We start from the raw sequence: 19,221 nt of genomic DNA on the forward strand, positions 1-19,221 counted from the left end.
GTGGCCGGTCGGCGGAGAAGGGAGGCGAGGCGACTCGTCGCGTCCCGTGCCGCCGGCCGGCCTGCATCCTGGCCTGGTCCCATTGGATATCGCTTCGGAGGTATCGTGGTGGTTCGCAGAGTCTTTTCCGGCCGGCTCCGGGCGGCCGTCGGCGCCCTGATCCTCGTCCTGTCCGGTGCGGCGGCGCCGGCGGCGGGCACCCTGCCGCCCTTCGCCGGCCCGCAGTTCAACTCGGTCGCGCCGATCCTGCAGCAGGTGACGCCGGCCGTCGTCAATATCGCCGTCCGCGGCCATGTGCGCGAACGGAACCCGCTGTTCCAGGATCCGTTCTTCCGCCGCTTCTTCGACATGCCGGAGGTGGTGGAGCGCGAGGTCCAGGCCGCGGGGTCGGGCGTCATCGTCGACGCCCGGAACGGCTACATCCTGACCAACAATCATGTGGTGGACGACGCCGACACGATCCAGGTCACCACCAAGGACAACCAGCGCTTCACCGCCCGGCTGGTCGGGCGCGACCCGGCGACCGACATCGCCGTGCTGCGGATCCCGGGCAACCCCTCGCTGACCCAGATGGCGTTCGGCGACAGCGACAGGCTGCAGGTCGGCGATTTCGTCCTCGCCATCGGCAATCCCTTCGGGCTGGGCCAGACGGTGACCTCGGGCATCATCAGCGCCCTTGGCCGTAGCGGCATCAGCCGCAACGGCGGCTATGAGAACTTCATCCAGACCGACGCCTCGATCAATCCGGGGAATTCCGGCGGCGCGCTGATCGACCTGAACGGCCGGCTGATCGGCATCAACACGGCGATCCTGTCCTCCACCGGCAGCAATGTCGGGATCGGCTTCGCCGTGCCGATCAACATGGCGCGCAGCGTCATGGATCAGATCGTCCGCAACGGCTCGGTCCAGCGCGGGCGGATCGGCGTCACCATCCGCGACCTGACGCCCGAATTATCGGAAACGCTGCATCTCGACCAGTCCCAGGGGGCGGTGGTGGTCTCCGTCGATCAACGGTCGCCCGCGGCGCGAGCGGGGATCAGGGCCAACGACCTGGTCGTCGCCGTCGACGGTGTGCCGGTGAGAAATTCGACCGAGCTCCGGAACAAGATCGGCCTCACGCCGGTTGGAAACCGCGTCGAACTCACCATCGAGCGGGACGGCAGGACCCAGACCTTTGCGGTCGAGGTGGCGCCCGGCGGACGCTCGTGATCAGCACGCCCCGGTCTCCGGGGCCTGGAAGAGAGGACCAGCATGACCGGTTCCGCATCATCCATCCGCGCACGAGTGCTCGCCGCCTACCGCTCCAGCCGCGACGGCGGGGCGGACGAGTGGACCGCGTGCGAGAAGGCGCTGGAGGTGTTCTGCCGGGCCCATCCGGACGCCTCCGCGGATTTCGCCAACACCTTCGTCTCCGAAGTGCTGCGGGAGGCCTATCCGCCCGACCGCGTCGCACGCCTGGCCGACCCGGCGCGGGGACGGGTTCCGACCTTGCCGGCCCTGCGGCGCGCGGCACCGCGGGCCGGGCGGCTGGCAACCGCCGCCCGCGCGAGCCATCGCGCGGACGCCGGCACGCCCTCCTAACCGTCGCTGCTCCCGCCGTCCTGCCCGCGTGCGCACCGACCGGGCGGCCCCCGGTGTCCCGAAACGGCGGCAAGGCTCGCCATGTCACAATCAGGTTCGTCGATGAAGATTGCCCAGATTGCACCTCTCTATGAAGCCGTGCCGCCCAGGCTCTATGGCGGCACGGAACGGATCGTCGCCCATCTCTCCGACGCTCTCGTCGCGCTGGGTCACGACGTCACGCTGTTCTCCAGCGCTGACGCCCAGAGCCGGGCCAAGCTGGTCCCGGTGCGCGACCAGGCGATCCGCCTCGATCCGAGCCCGCTCAAATCCGATCTCGCCGCGCATCTCTCGATGCTGCACGAGCTGCGGCGGCGGGCGGAGGAGTTCGACATCATCCATTTCCATGTCGACATGATCCATTTCCCGGTGTTCGAGGAGATCGCCCACCGGACGGTGACCACCCTGCACGGCCGGCTGGACCTGAAGGACCTGCCGGAGGTGTACCGGCGCTGGCCGGATTACCCGCTGGTCTCGATCTCCGATTCCCAGCGGGCGCCGCTGGCCGATTCGAACTGGGTGGCGACCGTCCATCACGGGCTGGCGGAGGATCTCTTCCATCCGACCGATACGCCGCGGGGCGGCTATCTCGCCTTCCTCGGACGGATCTCGCCGGAGAAGCGCCCTGACCGGGCGATCGAGATCGCCCGCCGGTCCGGCTGCCGCCTGCGCATCGCGGCCAAGGTCGACACTGCCGACCAGATCTATTTCCGCGAGACGATCGAGCCGATGCTCGACGACCCGCTGGTCGAGTTCATCGGCGAGATCGGCGACGATGCCAAGGCGGATTTCCTCGGCAACGCCGCCGGCCTGCTGTTCCCGATCGACTGGCCCGAGCCCTTCGGCCTGGTGATGATCGAGGCCATGGCTTGCGGCACGCCGGTGATCGCCTGGAACTGCGGCTCGGTGCCCGAGGTGATCGACACCGGCGAGACCGGCTTCATCGTCCGGTCGATGGACGAGGCGGTGGAGGCGGTCGGGCGATTGCCGGAACTGGACCGGCGGGAGATCCGCCGCATCTTCGAACGGCGCTTCTCCAGCCGGGTGATGGCGGAGCGCTATCTCGAGCTGTACCGCCGCCTGGCCGGCGTCGACGGCGAGCTCGCTCCAGCCCTGATGGCGGCTGAGTGAGCCGGCCCGAGCCGCAACTGACTCCGGGCGAGCCCGTCCCGGAGCCGGCGCCGCCACCGGACGCCTCCGCCCGGCGCGTGCCGATGCGCATGTATTCGCTGAAGCACGGGGACACCTTCCTCGTCGCCGACGCCCTCGGCAATATCGCCGGCGACGATGACGGGCTGTTCCACAACGACACCCGCATCCTGTCCCGCTTCATCGTCCTGCTCGGCGGCAAGCTGCCCTCGCTGCTCGGTGCCGGGCTCAGCCATGACAACGCCGTCTTCACCACGCACGCGACCAACCGCACCCCGTCACCGCTTGGGGATGAGGGGCTGCCGGAAGGGGCGATCCATCTGCAGCGCTCGATCCTGTTGTGGAGTGACCGGCTGTACGAGCAGATCCGGGTGGAGAATTTCGGCTCGGCCGAGGTGCAGGTGCCGATCACCCTCCGCTTCGCGGCGGATTTCCGGGACATGTTCGAGGTGCGCGGCGCCTCGAGGCTGCATCGCGGCCGGCTGGCGGAGCCGGAGGTGCGCGGCGACGCGGTCGTCCTGCGATACGAAGGCCTGGACAAGGTCGGGCGCCAGGCCGTGATCCGGTTCTCGGAGGCGCCGCCGCGCCTGGACGGCGACACGGCGGAGTTCCGGTTCCGGCTGCCGGGCCATGGCGCGGTCGACCTCTATGTCGAGATCGGGTCGGAGGAGGCGCCGCCGCCCGGCCGCGTCCGGTTCCGCCACGCCACCGCCCAGGCCAAGCGGCGGATGCGCACCCTGTCGCGGTACGGCACGATCCTGCGCACCTCCGGCCGGCTGTTCAACGACTGGATCGAGAAGTCGCGCTCCGACCTGTCGTTGCTGGTGACCGAGCTGCCGACGGGACCCTATCCCTATGCCGGCATTCCGTGGTTCTCGACCACCTTCGGCCGAGACGCCATCATCACCGCGCTGCAGACGCTGTGGCTGAGCCCGGTTCTGGCGCGCGGCGTGCTGCGCTTCCTGGCCTCGCGTCAGGCGCTGGAAGCCTCGGATTTCAAGGACGCCCAGCCCGGCAAGATCATGCACGAGGCGCGCAAGGGCGAGATGGTGGCGTTGGGCGAACTGCCCTTCGGCGAATATTACGGCGGGGTCGACACCACGCCGCTCTTCATCATGCTGGCCGGCGCCTATGCCGGCCGCACCGGCGACATGGCGCTGATCGAGGAGCTGTGGCCGGCGCTGCTGCGCGCCATCGGCTGGATCGAGCGGGTCGGCGACAACAACAGCCACGGCTTCGTCGACTACGCCCGCAGCTCCGAGAAGGGGCTGTCCAATCAGGGCTGGAAGGACAGCCACGATTCCGTCTTCCACGCCGACGGCCGGTTCCCGGACGGCCCGATTGCGCTGGTCGAGGTCCAGGGCTACGCCTTCGCCGCCTTCCGCACCATGGCGGATCTGGCGGCGCAGCGCGGGCTGGAAGAGCAGGCGACGCAGTGGCGTGTGCGGGCCGAGGCGCTGCGCATGGCGGTCGAAGGCCGGTTCTGGATGAAGGACCTCGGCTTCTACGCCCTGGCTCTCGACGGCCATGGCCAGCCCTGCCGCGTTCGCGCCTCGAATGCCGGGCACCTGCTCTATTGCGGCCTGCCGTCGCGGGAGCGGGCGTCGCAGGTCGGGCGGCAATTGCTCGGCACGTCGTTCAACTCCGGCTGGGGCATCCGCACCCTGGCCCGCGGCGAGGCCAATTTCAACCCGATGTCCTACCACAACGGCTCGATCTGGCCGCATGACGGGGCGATCTGCGCCGCCGGCCTGGCCCGCTACGGCGAGCGCGACGGCGTGGTGCGCCTCCTGAGCGGGCTGTTCGAGGCGGCGGTGCATTTCGACATGCGCCTGCCCGAGCTGTTCTGCGGCTTTCCGCGGGTGCGCGGCGAGGGGCCGATCGCCTATCCGGTCGCCTGCCTGCCGCAGGCCTGGGCCTCGGGCGCCGTGTTCATGACGCTGCAGGCCTGCCTCGGCCTCAAGATCGACGGCCCCCGCAACCGCATCCGCATCGACCGTCCGCGCCTGCCCATCGGCATCGAGACCCTGACGGTCGAGGCCCTGCCGGTCGGCGAGCGGCAGGTGACCCTGACCTTCCAGCGCATCGGCGACCAGGTCGTCGTCTCCCCCGGCGGCACACGGCCGCCAGAGGTCGAGATCATCGTGCGGATGTGAGCCGCCGACCCGGAAGGGCCGGCCGGCCTGAGCCGGCGGCGGCTTCGTCCCGGATCGTATGAACGGACGTCAGGTCACCGCGGCGAGAGCGGTCATCGACCAACCGAGAAGTCACAGCACTCCTGGGCGATCTGCGCGATCAGCGCACCCAGCGTGTCCAGAACACCTGTGCGGTGCACGGCGAAGTACTGGATCGGCGGAATGGCCGGGTCGGTCTTGATCACCCGCAACCGCCCGCCGGCGACCTCGGGACGGCTGTAGACTTCGCTGAGAAAGGCGATGCCGAGCCCGGCAGCGGCGAGCTCGGCCAGGACATGCAGGCTGTTGCAGCGGACGATGCGGTTGACGGTGAGGCCGTTGGCCGCGAGCCAGTCCAACACCAGACGCTGCAGGCCCGAGCCGGCGGATTGCGTCAGGATCGGATAGTCCGCCATTCGCGAGAGCGGTACGACTTCCTCGGCTGGCCCGACGCCGGGCGCGCACATCCATTGCAGGTTGACGCTGTCGAGCGGCACCGCCCTGAACTCAGGATTGGCCGGCGGGTCGAGGCCGATGACGAGATCGAGCCGGCGCTCGGCCAGCCGCTCGAACAAGGTCACGCTGGAGTCGACCTCGGGCTCGGGCACCACCTGCGGATAGGCCGCCTTCATCGCCACGATCAGCTTGGGCAGCCAGGTCACGGCGATCAGCTCCGTCACGCCGAAGCGGAACGGTCCGCTGAAGGCGAGGGGCCCGGCGGCCGCCTCGCGGAACCGGGCTTCCGATTTCAGCAGATCCGCCGCGAGCGGCACCAGCGCTTCACCGGTGCGGGTGAGGCGCACGGTGCGGCTGCCGCGATCGAACAGCGGCTTGCCGAGGATCGTCTCCAACTCCTGGATCCGCTTCGAGATGGTCGATTGAGCCAGGTTCAGGCGTTCGGCGGCATCGACCAGGCTGCCGAGCCGCACGATCCAGTGAAAGGCTTCCACCTGCTTCAAAGTGACTGTCACGGGCCGGTCTGCGTGATCGATGAATGAAAGCGATCTATATATAGCAAAAATATTCGCTTTTCCTCACGTCTGTGCGGCGGAATGATTTTCCGATCAGCGCTGCGGCGCGCCACTCCCGTGCTCCCGCCATGGACGTCCCAGGTCATCGTCTGCTCCCCTCCCAACCGCCAGTCCCGGCCGAGATCCTGGACGGTTTCCGCCACGCGGCCGTGGCCATCGTCTCCGACAACATGAACCGGCTGCACGGCACCCGCTTGCTGCGGCCCTATCACCGCGGCGCGCGGCTGATCGGGACAGCGGTCACGGTGAAGACCCGCGGCGGCGACAACATCACCCTGCACAAGGCCTTTGAGCTGCTGCGGCCGGGCGACGTGCTGGTGGTCGACGGGGGAGGTGACCTCGGCCAGGCGCTGGTCGGGGAGATCATGATGAGCAAGGCCCGGGCCATCGGCGTGGCCGGCTTCGTGATCGACGGCGCGATCCGCGACGTCGCCGCCTTTGCGGCGGCGGACTTCCCCTGCTTCGCCCGAGGCGTGACGCATCGCGGGCCGTACAAGTCCGGTCCCGGCGAGATCAATGTCCCGGTGGCGATCGACGGCATGGTGGTGATGCCCGGCGACGTCGTGCTCGGGGACGAGGACGGCGTCGTCTGCTTCGACCGCGCCGTCGCCGGCGAGCTCCTGGCATTGGTGCGCCGGCAGGAGGCGCGAGAGGCCGAGGCCCTGAAGGCGATCAGCGAGGGCCGCGCCGACGGCTATGTCGGCCTGCGGCAGGAGGCTGCGCGATGACCGGACTCCCTGGAGCCATCGCCCTGTCCGCCCGGGTCCGGCGCATCAAGCCGTCGCCCAGCATGGTCGCGCGCGCCCGAGCCCAGCAGTTGCAGGCGCAGGGCCGCGACATCATCGACCTGACCGCCGGCGAACCGGACTTCGACACGCCGGCCCATATCCGGGCGGCCGCGGCGGCGGCGATGGAAGCCGGTGAGACCCGGTACACGCCGGTGAACGGGACCCCGGCGCTGCGCCGGGCCATCGTCGCGAAGCTGGAGCGCGAGAACGGCGTCCGCTACGGGGCCGACCAGATCAGCGTCGGAGGCGGTGCGAAGCAGGTCATCTACAACGCCCTGGCCGCCACCGTCGGCGAGGGGGACGAGGTCGTCGTTCCGGCACCCTACTGGGTCTCCTACCCCGACATGGTGCTGGCCTGCGATGCGACGCCCGTTATCGTCGCCTGCAGCGAGGAGGCCGGCTTCAAGCTGTCGGCCGAGGCGCTGGAGCGGGCGATCACGCCGCGGACACGCTGGGTGATCTTGAACTCACCCTGCAACCCGACCGGGGCCTTCTACGCCGAGGCCGAGATGCGCGCTCTGGCCGATGTGCTGCTGCGCCATCCGCAGGTGGCGCTGATGACCGATGACATCTACGAGCATATCCGGTTCGACGGCGGCGCCGCGGTCTGTCCGGTGGCGGTCGAGCCGAGGCTCCTGGATCGCACGCTGCTGGTGAACGGTGTTTCGAAGACCTACGCCATGACCGGATTCCGCATCGGCTACGGCGCCGGCCCGGCGCCGCTGATGGCCGCCATCAACACCATCCAGTCACAGTCGACCTCCGGCGCCTGCTCGGTCAGCCAAGCCGCAGCGGCGGCGGCGCTGACCGGCGACCAGGGCTTCGTGGCGGAGATGCGGGCCGCCTACCGCGCCCGTCGCGACCGGGCGGTCGAGCTGCTGAACGCCTGTCCCGGCCTGACCTGCCGCGCCCCGGACGGCGCATTCTACGTCTATCCCTCCTGCGCCGGGCTGATCGGGCGACGGACGCCGGAGGGGCGGGTGCTCGAGACCGACGGCGACGTGGTGATGTATTTCCTTGACGCGGCCGGCGTCGCCGTGGTCGACGGCACGGCCTATGGCCTGTCGCCCTATCTGCGCCTGTCGATCGCGGCGTCGCTGCCGCAGATCGAGGAGGCCTGCGCCAGGCTGGCGCGCGCCTGCGCCGCGCTCGCCTGACACCAAACAAGACCAAGCATGGAGGTTTCCGTCATGATGTCGCTTCGCATCCTGGTGCTGGGCATGGCCCTCGCCGCAGGGGTTTCCGTCACCGCCCGGGCCGACGAGCTGGCCGACGTCAAGGCGCGCGGCACGCTGATCTGCGGCACGCTGGGCACGGCCGAGCCCTTCAGCTTCCAGGACCCGAAGACGCGCGAGATTGTCGGCTACGACGTCGACATGTGCGGCAAGGTCGCGGAGGCGCTGGGCGTCAAGCTGGAGCTGAAGCCGATCGCTGTGGAGGCCCGGATTCCGGAGCTGCTGCAGGGGCGCGTCGACATCCTGGCCGCCAATCTCGGCTGGTCGAAGGAGCGGGCGCAGCAGATCGACTACAGCTACTCCTACTTCGTCAGCCAGCAGAAGATGCTGGTGGCGGCCGATTCCGGGATCGAGACCCTGGACCAGCTGGCCGGCCATAAAGTCAGCGCCCTGAAGGGCTCGTCCTCGGAGCAGGGCGTTCGCCGCGAGATCCCGGAGGCCGAGACGGTGACGTTCCAGGATTCGTCCTCCGCCTTCCTCGCCCTGATCCAGGGCAAGGTCGACGGCTTCTGCGCCTCGGAGCTGATCCTGGTGAAGCTGCGCAAGCAGGCGGAGGAGTCGGCGCCCCTGGCCATCATCGAGAAATCGGTGTTCGTCGAACCCTGGGGCCTCGGCATCCGCAAGGGCGAGACGGCGTTCAAGGGCGAGGTCGACAAGGCCCTGGCGGCGCTCGAAGCCTCGGGCGAGGCCGACCGCATCTTCACCAAGTGGTTCGGGCCGGACACCGTCTACGGCCTGAAGCGGGACTTCCGGATCGAAGAGATCAAGGGCTGAACCGGCAGGGGCGGCGGGCGTGCCCGCCGCCCAAGCGGAACGCGACGCCATGGGTACCATCTTCGATCCTGCCGCGGTCCTGTCGGGCGAGTACCTGGGCTGGTTCGTCTGGGGCCTCGCCACCACGATCGCGCTGACCATCGCCGCCTGGCTGCTCGGCATGGCGGCCGGCATCCTCCTGACCCTGATCCGCATGATCCCGTTCCGGCCGTGCGAATGGCTGGTGGCGGCCTATGTCGAATACCACCGCAACGTGCCGCTGCTGGTGCAGATCTTCGTCTGGTATTTCGGCATCCCGCAGCTGCTGCCGCGGGCCATGCTGGTCTGGATCAACGGCCACGGCAGCGAGTTCCTCCTGGCGGCGGTCGCCCTCGGCCTCGCCTGCGCGGCCTATGTCTCGGAGGATCTGCGCAGCGGCATCCGCTCGATCCCGAAGACGCAGTACGAGGCCGCCCGCTCGATCGGCTTCGGCTATCTCGGGGCCATGGGCTGGGTGATCCTGCCGCAGGCGCTGCGGATCGTGGTCCCGCCGCTGATCAACCAGACCCTGCTGCTGTTCAAGAACACCAGCCTGGCCATGGCGATCGGCCTCGGCGAGCTGACCTACCGGACACGCGAGGTCGACAGCTACACCTTCAAGACCTTCGAGGCCTTCGCCGTCGCCACCGTGCTCTACCTCGCCGTTTCCTTCGGGATCATGGCGTTGGGCTCGTATGCCGACCGCAGGCTCAAGCTGGAGGTCCGCTGATGCTCCAGATCCTGCAGGACAACTGGCTCCTGTTCCTGATCGGCCAGTATCCGCACGGGCCGGTCGGCGGTCTGGCCATGACGCTGTTCATGGCGGCGCTCGGCCTGCTGCTGAGCTTCCCCTTCGCCGTCGCCTTGGCGCTGGCCCGGCTCAGCCCCTATCGCTGGCTGCGTGCGCCGGCCAAGGCGGTGGTGCATGTCGTCCGCGGCCTGCCGCTGATCATGTTCATCTTCTGGACCTACTTCGTCGCGCCGCTGGTCATCGGCCGGCCGATCGGCGGCGTTGAGACGCTGGTCATCACTCTGGTGATCTACGAGGCCAGCTACCTGTCCGAGATCATCCGGGCCGGCATCGAGGCCCTGCCGCGCGGCCAGGTCGAGGCAGCACGCGCCCTCGGCCTGGGGTACATCCCGACGACCTTCCGGGTGGTGCTGCCGCAGGCGCTGCACAACATGCTGCCCAGCATGGTCAGCCAGTTCGTCTCGACCATCAAGGAGACCTCGCTCGGCTACGTCATCAGCGCCCATGAGGTGACTTTCGCCGCCAGCCAGGTGAACAACCAGCTGATGACCAAGCCGTTCGAGGTCTACGGCCTGCTGGCGCTGACCTATTTCGCGCTCTGCTTCGCCCTGACATCGGTGGCGCGGTGGCTCGAGCGCCGCGTCGCTGCGCGGCGGGCGGGACTTCGCCTCGTACGGGCGGTGGAGGCGACGGCATGATCCGGTTCGAGGAGGTCCGGAAGTCCTTCGGGCCGCTGCCGGTCCTGAACGGCGTCTCCGGCGAGGTCCGCCGGGGCGAGGTGGCGGTGCTGCTCGGCCCCTCCGGTTCCGGCAAGTCGACGCTGATCCGGACGGTGACCCGGCTCGAGGAGATCCAAGAGGGCCGGGTCCTGGTCGGCGGCGTCGACGTCGCATCGCGCGCGGTCGACATCAACCGGCTGCGCCGGCGGATCGGCTTCGTGTTCCAGGCCTTCAACCTGTTCCCGCACCTGACCGCGCTCGGCAATGTCGAGCTCGGCCTCAGGCGTCTTCGTCGGATGCCGAAGGCCGAGGCGAGGGAACGGGCGATGGCCGAGCTCGCCCGTGTCGGTCTGGCCGACAAGGCTGCTCTTTCTCCGGCCAAGCTGTCCGGCGGCCAGCGTCAGCGGGTCGCCATCGCCCGGGCTTTGGCGATGGACCCGGAGATCATGCTGTTCGACGAACCGACCAGCGCGCTCGACCCGGAGATGGTCGGCGAGGTCCTGCAGGTGATGAAGGCGCTGGCCCGCGGCGGCATGACGATGATCGTCGTCACGCATGAGCTCGGCTTCGCGCGCGAGGTGGCGGACGCCGTCTGGTTCCTGGACCGCGGCGAGGTGGTGGAGAACGGTCCTCCCGGGGCGATCCTGGAGAGGCCACGGCACGAACGCGTGAGACGTTTTCTAGCGAGCCGTGCGCGCTGCTGAGGATTCCCCGCTCACGAGGGCTTTTGTGAGATTTCGATAAAGAAGTGCCCGGGTTTTACCCGGGCACCTCTTCTTCTGCTTCGCTTCCTATCGCCCTCCGGGCCTCAGCTGCAGCCGGTGGTCCCGCCGCAGGTGTCGCACTTCAAGCAGGTGCCGTTCCGCACCAGGGTCATGTTCTGGCATTCGGGGCAGGGGTCGCCCTCATAGCCCTTGGCGCGCGCCTCGCGGATCTTGGCCAGGCGGGTGTCGGCCGTGCCGCTCATCGCCACCGCGCGAAGCTTGGCCGGCTCCGGCGCCAGGGCGGTGGCGCCCTCGGTGTGCAATGCGGTCGCCGCCTCGCTCACCAGCTCCTGCACCTCGGCCATCCGGGCGACCGCGACGTCGCGGACATTGCCGCCCTCGAACACCCGGAAATTGCCGCGGACGAAGCCGGTGGAGGCGACGCGGCGGATCGGTGTCGCCGCCTCGGCCACGGCCGGGGCCTTGCCGTCGTCCTTGGCCACGCCCTTGCCGACCGTGTCCGGCGTCAGGTCGTCCGGCGTCGCATGGGCCAGGTCGCTGCGGCCGAGATAGGACACCGCCAGCTCGCGGAAGATGTAGTCGATGATCGAGGTCGCCATCTTGATGGCGTCGTTGCCCTGCACCGGGCCCGAGGGCTCGAACCGGGTGAAGGTGAAGGCCTCGACGAACTCCTCCAGCGGCACGCCGTACTGCAGGCCGATCGAGACGGCGATGGCGAAGTTGTTCATCAGGCTGCGGAAGGCGGCGCCTTCCTTGTGCATGTCGATGAAGATCTCGCCGAGACGGCCGTCGTCGTATTCGCCGGTGCGGAGGTAGACCTTGTGGCCGCCGACGATCGCCTTCTGGGTATAGCCCTTGCGGCGGTGCGGCAGCTTCCCGCGGATGCCGGTCTTCTCGACGATCCGCTCCACCACCCGCTCGACGATCCGCTCCGCCACCATCGGGGCGCGGACCGCGGCCGGCGCCTCGATGATGCGCTCGACCACGCTGTCCTCCTCGTCCTCGGCGTCGTCCTCGAGGAGGGAGGCGTTGAGCGGCTGGCTCAGCTTCGAGCCGTCACGATAGAGCGCGTTGGCCTTGAGGCAGAGCTGCCAGGACAGGAGATAGGCCTGCTTGCAATCCTCGACCGTCGCCGCGTTCGGCATGTTGATGGTCTTGGAGATCGCGCCCGAGATGAAGGGCTGCGCCGCCGCCATCATGCGGATGTGGCTCTCGACCGACAGGAAGCGCTTGCCGATGCGGCCGCAGGGGTTGGCGCAGTCGAACACCGGCAGGTGCTCGTCCTTCAGCCCCGGCGCGCCTTCAAGGGTCATGGCGCCGCAGCAATAGGTGTTCGCGGCCTCGATCTCGGCCCGGGAGAAGCCGAGATGGGCGAGGAGGTCGAAGGACATGTCATCCAGCGCCGCGGCCGGCACCTTCAGCGTCCCGGTCAGGAAATCGTCGCCGAGGGTGTAGCGGTTGAACACGAACTTGATGTCGAAGGCCGATTTGAGGCCCAGCTCGACCGAGTCGATCGCGGCCTGGGTGAAGCCCTTGGCCTTCAGCGCGTCCCAGCCGATCGCCGGTGCGTTCTCCAGCGTGCCGTGGCCGACGGCGTAGCGCACGATCGCCTCGATCTGCGCATCGTCATAGCCGAGAACGCGCAGCGCCTCCGGCACCACCCGGTTGATGATCTTGAAGTAGCCGCCGCCGGCCAGCTTCTTGAACTTCACCAGGGCGAAGTCCGGCTCGATGCCGGTGGTGTCGCAATCCATCACCAGGCCGATCGTGCCGGTCGGCGCGATCACCGTCGCCTGGGCGTTGCGATAGCCGAAGCTCTCGCCGAGGCCGAGCGCGCGGTCCCAGGCGCGGCGGGCGGCGGCGACCAGCTCCTGGTCCGGGCAGGCATCGGCCTCCAGCGGCACCGGCAGGATCGACAGGTCCTCATAGCCTTCCGTCTCGCCATAGGCGGCGCGGCGGTGGTTGCGGATCACCCGCAACATGTGCGGAGCGTTCTTCTGATAGCCGGGGAAGGGCCCCACGGCCTTCGCCATCTCGGCCGAGGTGGCGTAGGCGACGCCGGTCATCAGCGCGGTGATGGCGCCGCAGAGGGTGCGACCCTCCTCGCTGTCATAGGGGATGCCGGACGCCATCAAAAGGCCGCCGATATTGGCGTAGCCCAGGCCGAGGGTGCGGAACTCATAGGACAGCCGCGCGATCTCCCGGCTCGGGAACTGCGCCATCATCACCGCGATCTCGAGGGTGATGGTCCACAGCCGGCAGGCGTGCTCGAAGGCCGGCACGTCGAAGGAACCGTCGGCGCGGCGGAAGGTCATCAGGTTCAGGGACGCCAGGTTGCAGGCCGTGTCGTCCAGGAACATGTATTCCGAGCACGGGTTCGAGGCGTTGATCCGCCCCGATTCCGGGCAGGTGTGCCACTCGTTGATGGTGGTGTCGAACTGCAGCCCGGGATCGGCCGAGGCCCAGGCGGCGTGGCCGATCTTCTCCCATAGATCGCGGGCCTTCAGCGTCTTCGCCACCTTGCCGTCGATGCGGCGGATCAGCTGCCACTCGCCGTCACGCTGCACCGCCTCGAGGAAGGTGTTGGTGAGGCGGACGGAATTGTTCGAGTTCTGGCCCGAGACGGTGAGATAGGCGTCCGAATCCCAGTCGGTGTCGTAGACCTTGAAGTCGATGCCGGTATAGCCCTGGCGCGCGAAGTGGATGACACGCTGGACGTAGTTCTCCGGCAGCATCGCCTTGCGGGCGCCGAGGATGGCGCGCTTCAGCGCCTTGTTCTGCTTCGGGTCGAAGCGGTCGCCGGTCTCGGCGTCGGAGACGCCGTGGCACGCCTCCATCACCTCGTTCAGGTGCTTGCGGGCGAGCTTGGAGCCGGCGACCAGGGCCGCGACCTTCTGCTCCTCGACCACCTTCCAGTCGATATAGGTCTCGATGTCCGGGTGGTCGATGTCGACCGTCACCATCTTGGCGGCGCGGCGGGTGGTGCCGCCCGACTTGATTGCCCCGGCGGCGCGGTCGCCGATCTTGAGGAAGCTCATCAGGCCGGAGGAGCGGCCGCCGCCGGACAGCTTCTCGCCCTCGCCGCGCAGCTTGGAGAAGTTCGAGCCGGTGCCGGAGCCGTATTTGAACAGGCGCGCCTCGCGGACCCACAGGTCCATGATGCCGCCCTCGTTCACCAGGTCGTCGGCGACCGACTGGATGAAGCAGGCATGCGGCTGCGGCCGCTCATAGGCGCTGTCGGACAGGCGCGGCTCGCCGGTTGCCTCGTCGACATACCAGTGGCCCTGGGCCGGGCCGTCGATGCCATAGGCCCAGTGCAGGCCGGTGTTGAACCATTGCGGGCTGTTCGGCGCCGCCATCTGCTGCGCCAGCATGCAGCGCATCTCGTCGAAATAGGCGCGGGCGTCCGCGGCCGAATCGAACAGCCCGCCCTTCCAGCCCCAATAGGCCCAGGTGCCGGCCAGCCGGTCGAACACCTGGCGGGCGGTGCGCTCGCTGCCGCTGCGCTCCGATTCGGGCAGCTCGGCCAGGGCCTTCTCGTCGGGCACGCTGCGCCACAGGAACTCGGGCACGCCCTTCTCGCGGACGCGCTTCAGCCGCGCCGGCACGCCGGCCTTGCGGAAATACTTCTGCGCCAGGATGTCGGACGCAACCTGGCTCCATTCCGCCGGCACCTCGATGTCGGTCTGGCGGAACACCACCGAGCCGTCCGGGTTGCGGATCTCGCTGGTCGCCGACCGGAACTCGATCCCCTCATAGGCGTCGTGCCCTTCGGCCGTGAAGCGCCGTTCGATCCGCATGGTCCCCAATCCTCCTTCTCCGTCGCGCCGCCGCGACCCCCGTCTGATGTCCTCGGGGATCGCGATCCCCGCGCCGAACTCCACCGACGACTCCGCGCCAGCGGGCCGTCACAGACCAGTCAAGGAACCGTCATCCTAAGTCGAAAACAAGTATTGAAAATCAAAAATTTGCTTCCTCTGTGGATAACCTGGTGGACAGACCAGTGAATACCCGGTGAGGAACCGGTGGTTATTTTCCGTGAGCCGCAGAAGCCTGCGGCTTTCCGGACCTGGCGCGGTGCCACCCTCGACAGAATCGCCACAGATCCGATTCTTGTGGCTGACCCCAGCGGTGGGTGGTTCGTCGCACCCAGGCCCCACATATTGTGTCAGTTCCGTGGCGGGTGCAAGCACGGAGTTGTTCAATCCAGGGTCGTTCCGCATGCGGATTCGTCATGGAAATCACGGGGTTGCAGGCGATGGCTCAGAGTCCGTGGAAGAATGGGATATTATGAGCCGGCTGACAGCGCGTTCGAGGGCCGGAGTACGGCGACGGCGAAGGCGCCCCGGAAACCGCCGCAGGACGGCAGCGGCCTCTCAGCCTTCCGGGAAACCGAGGAGGAGATCGGGCAATCCCTCTTCGTTGTCGGAGCCGTCGCCTTCGCTGAGAATCACACCGCCATGCGACCGGTAGAAGGCGAGGGCGCGGGCGTTGTGGGCGAAGCAGTAAAGGCGGAGGTCGGGGCTCTCGCGCCGGGCCCAGCCCAGCAGCGTGGAGCCGATGCCGCGGCGGTGGTGATCCGGGTGGATGTAGAGCTGGTCGAGCCAGCCGTTGTGGAGCGCGACATAGCCCACCGGCGCCCCGTCGTGGCAGGCGATCATGACCTGCGACTGCTGGATGGTGCGCAGCAGGAAGCGGCGGACCGCGGTGCGGCTGTGCAGATTCGGGATGTCCGCCGACTCGCGGGCCCGGCGATGGATCGCCGCCAGCGTGCCGGCGTCTGCGGCCGTAGCAGGCCGCAGCGTCAGTTGGGCCGACCGGTCCTTGCTCGGGCTGGCGTCGTCCAAGGCGGCTCTGCCGATTCCGTCCGAAGGTGGCGAGACCATGGGGGCGGGGGCCGGAGGGCGTCAAGGCCGATGGGCGATGGCCTCGCCGCGGAAATCGTGATAGGAACAAAAAATGAACTGATCCGGGAGGATGCCATGGCCAAGGGCATCGTTGCGCTGTTCCTCGACGGCTGGGCGGATTGGGAGGCCGGTCCGGCGCTGGCCGGGATGCGCGAATGGCTGGGCGGGGCGGAGGTCACCGCGGCCACCCTGGACGGCCGGCCGGTCCGGTCGATCGGCGGCGTGACGCTGCAGCCCGACCGGGGAATCGCGGAGGTCGACCAGACGGCTGCGGATCTCTGGATCCTGGTCGGCAGTGACGCCTGGTGGCAGCACGGGCCCTTCGTGCCGGTCACCGCGGCGCTGCAGGCCCGGGCGCAGGCCGGCAAGCCCAGCGCCGGGATCTGCGCCGGCACCCTGGCCCTGGCCGCCGCCGGCCTGCTGGACGACCGGCCGCACACCAGCAACAGCCTGGAGTTTCTGACCAGGCACGCGCCGGCCTATTGCGGCCAGGGTCACTACCAGGACCGGCCCTGCGTCGGCGACGGGCTGGTGATCACCGCGCCCGGCTCGGCGCCGATCGCCTTCGCCGCGACGATCTTCCGGACGCTGGTGCCGGAGCAGGAAGAGGTGATCGCGGAATTCGAGCGGGAATTCGCGAAGGAGCACCGGGCGGGGTGATCGGGACGGCGGCGGCTTACCCGTCCCCAATCCGCTCGAGCAGGGCGCGGCCGCGCGGCGACAAGCGGTAGCCGACCGCCAGGCTCTCGGTCAGGCCCAGCGCCTTCAGCTTGCGCACATCCGTCTTGAAGGCGGCGGTCTCGCGGCCGAGATGGGCGGCCAGCTCCGGGGCCCGGGTGCCCGGCCGCCCGGCGATCAGCCGCAGCACCGCCCGGGTCCAGGCGCCGTGCCGGCCCGTGCGATCGAGCAGGTCCAGCCGCTCGCGCAGGGCGGCGACGTCCTCCGTCGAAAGATCGTCCTGCTCCCGCAGCGCCGCGCGCGGATCCGCGCCCTGGAGCCGGAAGGCGATGCGGTACAGCTCGCCCTCCGCCGGTCCAAGGCTGGCGAGCAGGTCTTCGCGTCCGGCAAAGCCAGCCCGGCGGGCCTCCGCCTCGGTGATCCGGTCCGCGGCCATGATGTCGACGGCCTCGATCGCCAGCACCCCAATCGGCGTCGCCAGGGTCCCGCCCGCCCGCACCGTCGGCCGGCGCCAGCGGCGGAAGGCGAGGGTGACGGCACCGGCGGCGATCCGGTCCAGCACCGGGCGCTTGAACAGCATCAGCCCTCTCCCGACGGCGCCGGCCACGACCCGAGAGGCTGGAAGAAGCGCAGCAGGTAGCCGTCGGGATCCTGGACCACGAACTGGCGCTGGCCGAGCATGACGGCGTCGCGGCGATACCAGCGTTCCTCCAGCGGCCGCTCAATCGGCGCTCCGGCGGCCAGCACGGCGGCGTTCAGGGCGTCGACATCCGCAACCTCGATCTGGAGGTTAATGCCGCGGCCGTAGGGAGGCTCCAGTGGCCCGGCCAGCCAGATGCGGCCGGGATCGGCGGGCTGGTCCAACATCAGCGCGGCGCCGTTCCGGTCGAGATAGGCGAAGCGCTCCTCCGGCCGGTCGTAGAGCACGGCGAAGCCGAGCACTCCGGTGTAGAACCGCAGGCTGCGGTCGATGTCCGAGACATAGAGCTCGGGCACGAGCTTGGGTGATGGCATGGTGATTCCCCCGGGGGGACACCGTAATCGATGCCTGCCCTTACAGCTCCAGCTTCATGCCCTCATGGCTGGCGACGAAGCCGAGCCGGGCATAGAAGCGGTGGGCGTCGGGTCGGCGCTTGTCGGTGGTGAGCTGGACCAGGGCGCAACCCCGCTCTCGCGCCCGGGCGATCGCCCATTCCATCATCACCCGCCCGGCGCCGCGGCCGCGCAGCGCCGAATCGATGTGCACGGATTCGATCTGCGCCCGCCAGGCGCCGCGGCGTGACAGGCCGGGGATGAAGCTGAGCTGAAAGCAGCCGACCACTCGGCCGTCCAGCTCCGCCACCACCAGCTTCTGGTTCGGGTCGGCGGCGATCGCGGCGAAGGCCGCCTGATAGGGCGCCTCGACCGCCGTCTCGCGGTTCTTGCCCAGCGGATCGTCCGCCAGCAGGCGCAGGAGCGCCGGCAGGTCGGTCGCCTCGGCCGCGCGCATCGTCACATCCATCATCCGCTCCGGAATTCGGTCTCTCACGATAACGGCTTATCGTGAGGCCGTGCCCATTGCGAGAGCCACGGCGGCCGTCGAGCATTGTCGCCGAGCAGGTGGAGGACACCGAAATCCTCGAGTTCGTCCGCGCCATGGGGATCGATCAGGCGCAAGGCTTCGCCGTAGGCCGGTCGAGGCCGCTGGACCCCTGTTCGAAGCCTGAGGCTGTGCGCGCCGTCACCGCGACAAGGGACGGCCAAATCATTATCCTCTTATGCACGGCATGGGCCGCGCCAGGTTTGGCGTGAGAAGAGGGGGACGTCATGCAGGGCCGTTCCATCGGCGGGACGGCGGTTCGGCCGGGCGCCGACGGGCCGTCTGACGTCGCCCGACCGGACGAGCCGCAGATCCTCGGTCTGATCGACCTGATCTACGACGCCGGAACCGGCAATGAGGACTGGCTCACGGTGCTGTGCCGGCTCGGCGAGGCGCTCGGCGGGGACGCGGTGGTGCTGCGCCGGATCGGCCCGAGAGCGCCGAGCCCTGGGACCTTGGCGACCGAGACCGACCCGAACTATGTCGAGCGCTACCACGCGCATTACCACAAGCTGCTGCCGCTCCTGCCCGTGCTGCCGCGGCTGAAGCCCGGCGCCACCTTCGCCCATTCGGCGCTGATCCCGGATGCCGAGTACCGGCGCACCGAGTTCTACAATGATTTCATGCGGCCCCAGGGCAAGGACCACGGCCTGTACTGGGTGGATTTCGAGCGCCGCGACCTCTCGGCGATGCTGTCGGTCTGGCGGCCGCGGCGCCGGCCGGACTGGGATGACGCGCAGGTCAGGATGCTGCGCATGGTCGGGCCGCATCTCAGCCGGGCGCTGCGGATCGAGCGCGGGCTGGCCGCGGCTCGGGCCTCGGCATCCGCGCTGCCCGTGTCGCCATCGCCCCTGACCCCACGCGAATGCGATTGCCTGACCTGGATCGCCCGCGGCGCGTCGAGCAAGGAAACGGCGCGCCGCCTGTCGCTGTCGGTCTACACCGTCAACGAATATGTCGCCTCGGCCATGCGCAAGCTGGGCGCGGGCAGCCGCGCCGAGGCCGTCGCCATGGCGCTCGCGAGCGGCGCGATCGGCAGCTAGCCTCCGGCTCCAGCGCGCGAAATAAAATAT

The 19,221-nt window shown here is 69.0% G+C and carries 18 protein-coding genes; 12 read left to right on the top strand and 6 right to left on the bottom strand.

From position 1 onward, the window contains the following. Positions 1-105: 105 nt before the first annotated feature. From KXR53_RS15685 to KXR53_RS15700, 4 genes are all read left to right on the top strand, one after another. Positions 106-1,209 carry a Do family serine endopeptidase gene (locus tag KXR53_RS15685; protein ID WP_437376164.1) on the top strand — a complete coding sequence of 368 codons (1,104 nt, stop codon included), beginning with the start codon at positions 106-108 and terminating at the stop codon, positions 1,207-1,209. A gap of 42 nt (positions 1,210-1,251) precedes the next feature. Beyond that, positions 1,252-1,581 (top strand): hypothetical protein, encoded by a 330-nt coding sequence (locus tag KXR53_RS15690; protein ID WP_437376165.1) that lies wholly within the window; start codon positions 1,252-1,254, stop codon positions 1,579-1,581. 102 nt (positions 1,582-1,683) lie between these two features. Further along, a complete protein-coding gene (locus KXR53_RS15695) occupies positions 1,684-2,751 on the top strand; it encodes a glycosyltransferase family 4 protein (RefSeq protein WP_437376166.1) in 1,068 nt (355 codons plus the stop codon). Continuing rightward, complete coding sequence (locus KXR53_RS15700; protein ID WP_437376167.1) at positions 2,748-4,925, top strand: amylo-alpha-1,6-glucosidase; 2,178 nt, start codon at positions 2,748-2,750, stop codon at positions 4,923-4,925. Before KXR53_RS15695 ends, KXR53_RS15700 begins: the two co-directional genes overlap by 4 nt. Before the next feature lie 92 nt (positions 4,926-5,017). Here KXR53_RS15700 and KXR53_RS15705 read toward each other — a convergent pair whose 3' ends face one another. Continuing rightward, positions 5,018-5,914 (bottom strand): LysR family transcriptional regulator, encoded by an 897-nt coding sequence (locus tag KXR53_RS15705; protein WP_437376168.1) that lies wholly within the window; start codon positions 5,912-5,914, stop codon positions 5,018-5,020. Positions 5,915-6,042: 128 nt separating this feature from the next. Between KXR53_RS15705 and KXR53_RS15710 the strand changes: the two genes are divergently transcribed. From KXR53_RS15710 to KXR53_RS15735, 6 genes are read left to right on the top strand one after another with little or no spacing between them, the layout of a single operon-like run. Continuing rightward, on the top strand, positions 6,043-6,702 hold the full coding sequence (locus tag KXR53_RS15710) for an RraA family protein (RefSeq protein ID WP_437376169.1): 660 nt from the start codon (positions 6,043-6,045) through the stop codon (positions 6,700-6,702). Beyond that, the gene (locus KXR53_RS15715) at positions 6,699-7,919 is read left to right on the top strand and encodes an aspartate transaminase (RefSeq protein ID WP_437376170.1); all 1,221 of its coding nucleotides are present in this window, start codon (positions 6,699-6,701) and stop codon (positions 7,917-7,919) included. Before KXR53_RS15710 ends, KXR53_RS15715 begins: the two co-directional genes overlap by 4 nt. 33 nt (positions 7,920-7,952) lie before the next feature. Beyond that, the gene (locus KXR53_RS15720; RefSeq protein ID WP_437376171.1) at positions 7,953-8,771 is read left to right on the top strand and encodes an ABC transporter substrate-binding protein; all 819 of its coding nucleotides are present in this window, start codon (positions 7,953-7,955) and stop codon (positions 8,769-8,771) included. A 49-nt stretch (positions 8,772-8,820) separates the two neighbouring features. Then, positions 8,821-9,519, top strand: coding sequence for an amino acid ABC transporter permease (locus KXR53_RS15725; RefSeq protein WP_437376172.1), 699 nt, complete (start codon positions 8,821-8,823; stop codon positions 9,517-9,519). Then, positions 9,519-10,238, top strand: coding sequence for an amino acid ABC transporter permease (locus tag KXR53_RS15730; RefSeq protein WP_437376173.1), 720 nt, complete (start codon positions 9,519-9,521; stop codon positions 10,236-10,238). The genes KXR53_RS15725 and KXR53_RS15730 overlap by 1 nt, the downstream gene beginning before the upstream one ends. Continuing rightward, a complete protein-coding gene (locus KXR53_RS15735; protein WP_437376174.1) occupies positions 10,235-10,963 on the top strand; it encodes an amino acid ABC transporter ATP-binding protein in 729 nt (242 codons plus the stop codon). The genes KXR53_RS15730 and KXR53_RS15735 overlap by 4 nt, the downstream gene beginning before the upstream one ends. A gap of 104 nt (positions 10,964-11,067) precedes the next feature. On the opposite strand, the gene KXR53_RS15740 is transcribed toward KXR53_RS15735, so the two are convergent. Together KXR53_RS15740 and KXR53_RS15745 are read right to left on the bottom strand one after the other, a co-directional pair. Next, the gene (locus KXR53_RS15740) at positions 11,068-14,784 is read right to left on the bottom strand and encodes a vitamin B12-dependent ribonucleotide reductase (protein WP_437376175.1); all 3,717 of its coding nucleotides are present in this window, start codon (positions 14,782-14,784) and stop codon (positions 11,068-11,070) included. A 576-nt stretch (positions 14,785-15,360) separates the two neighbouring features. After that, positions 15,361-15,831: an N-acetyltransferase family protein gene (locus KXR53_RS15745; protein ID WP_437376176.1), complete on the bottom strand. Its 471-nt coding sequence runs from the start codon at positions 15,829-15,831 to the stop codon at positions 15,361-15,363. A gap of 135 nt (positions 15,832-15,966) precedes the next feature. Between KXR53_RS15745 and KXR53_RS15750 the strand changes: the two genes are divergently transcribed. Next, on the top strand, positions 15,967-16,551 hold the full coding sequence (locus tag KXR53_RS15750; RefSeq protein WP_437376177.1) for a DJ-1/PfpI family protein: 585 nt from the start codon (positions 15,967-15,969) through the stop codon (positions 16,549-16,551). A gap of 16 nt (positions 16,552-16,567) precedes the next feature. Here the strand turns inward: KXR53_RS15750 and KXR53_RS15755 are convergent, their stop codons facing one another. Genes KXR53_RS15755 through KXR53_RS15765 form a run of 3 tightly spaced genes read right to left on the bottom strand, consistent with a single transcriptional unit; the run spans position 16,568 to position 18,070 of the window. Beyond that, positions 16,568-17,149, bottom strand: a complete 582-nt coding sequence (locus KXR53_RS15755; protein ID WP_437376178.1) for a hypothetical protein — start codon at positions 17,147-17,149, stop codon at positions 16,568-16,570. Next, positions 17,149-17,583: a bleomycin resistance protein gene (locus KXR53_RS15760; RefSeq protein ID WP_437376179.1), complete on the bottom strand. Its 435-nt coding sequence runs from the start codon at positions 17,581-17,583 to the stop codon at positions 17,149-17,151. Before KXR53_RS15760 ends, KXR53_RS15755 begins: the two co-directional genes overlap by 1 nt. Positions 17,584-17,623: 40 nt before the next feature. Then, positions 17,624-18,070, bottom strand: a complete 447-nt coding sequence (locus KXR53_RS15765; protein WP_437376180.1) for an N-acetyltransferase family protein — start codon at positions 18,068-18,070, stop codon at positions 17,624-17,626. A gap of 305 nt (positions 18,071-18,375) precedes the next feature. Here KXR53_RS15765 and KXR53_RS15770 point away from each other — a divergent pair, with 305 nt between their 5' ends. Further along, the gene (locus KXR53_RS15770) at positions 18,376-19,191 is read left to right on the top strand and encodes a helix-turn-helix transcriptional regulator (RefSeq protein ID WP_437376181.1); all 816 of its coding nucleotides are present in this window, start codon (positions 18,376-18,378) and stop codon (positions 19,189-19,191) included. Positions 19,192-19,221 lie beyond the last annotated feature (30 nt).

Origin of the sequence: Inquilinus limosus (assembly GCF_051487185.1) — a bacterium.
Classification (GTDB): domain Bacteria; phylum Pseudomonadota; class Alphaproteobacteria; order DSM-16000; family Inquilinaceae; genus Inquilinus; species Inquilinus limosus_F.

Bases quoted from the DNA above. Each gene is read 5' to 3' on its own strand.
- KXR53_RS15690 (WP_437376165.1), top strand. From the start codon at position 1,252: ATGACCGGTTCCGCATCATCCATCCGCGCACGAGTGCTCGCCGCCTAC.
- KXR53_RS15695 (WP_437376166.1), top strand. From the start codon at position 1,684: ATGAAGATTGCCCAGATTGCACCTCTCTATGAAGCCGTGCCGCCCAGG.
- KXR53_RS15710 (WP_437376169.1), top strand. From the start codon at position 6,043: ATGGACGTCCCAGGTCATCGTCTGCTCCCCTCCCAACCGCCAGTCCCG.
- KXR53_RS15715 (WP_437376170.1), top strand. From the start codon at position 6,699: ATGACCGGACTCCCTGGAGCCATCGCCCTGTCCGCCCGGGTCCGGCGC.
- KXR53_RS15720 (WP_437376171.1), top strand. From the start codon at position 7,953: ATGATGTCGCTTCGCATCCTGGTGCTGGGCATGGCCCTCGCCGCAGGG.
- KXR53_RS15725 (WP_437376172.1), top strand. From the start codon at position 8,821: ATGGGTACCATCTTCGATCCTGCCGCGGTCCTGTCGGGCGAGTACCTG.
- KXR53_RS15730 (WP_437376173.1), top strand. From the start codon at position 9,519: ATGCTCCAGATCCTGCAGGACAACTGGCTCCTGTTCCTGATCGGCCAG.
- KXR53_RS15735 (WP_437376174.1), top strand. From the start codon at position 10,235: ATGATCCGGTTCGAGGAGGTCCGGAAGTCCTTCGGGCCGCTGCCGGTC.
- KXR53_RS15740 (WP_437376175.1), bottom strand. From the start codon at position 14,784: ATGCGGATCGAACGGCGCTTCACGGCCGAAGGGCACGACGCCTATGAG.
- KXR53_RS15750 (WP_437376177.1), top strand. From the start codon at position 15,967: ATGGCCAAGGGCATCGTTGCGCTGTTCCTCGACGGCTGGGCGGATTGG.
- KXR53_RS15755 (WP_437376178.1), bottom strand. From the start codon at position 17,149: ATGCTGTTCAAGCGCCCGGTGCTGGACCGGATCGCCGCCGGTGCCGTC.
- KXR53_RS15760 (WP_437376179.1), bottom strand. From the start codon at position 17,583: ATGCCATCACCCAAGCTCGTGCCCGAGCTCTATGTCTCGGACATCGAC.
- KXR53_RS15765 (WP_437376180.1), bottom strand. From the start codon at position 18,070: ATGGATGTGACGATGCGCGCGGCCGAGGCGACCGACCTGCCGGCGCTC.
- KXR53_RS15770 (WP_437376181.1), top strand. From the start codon at position 18,376: ATGCAGGGCCGTTCCATCGGCGGGACGGCGGTTCGGCCGGGCGCCGAC.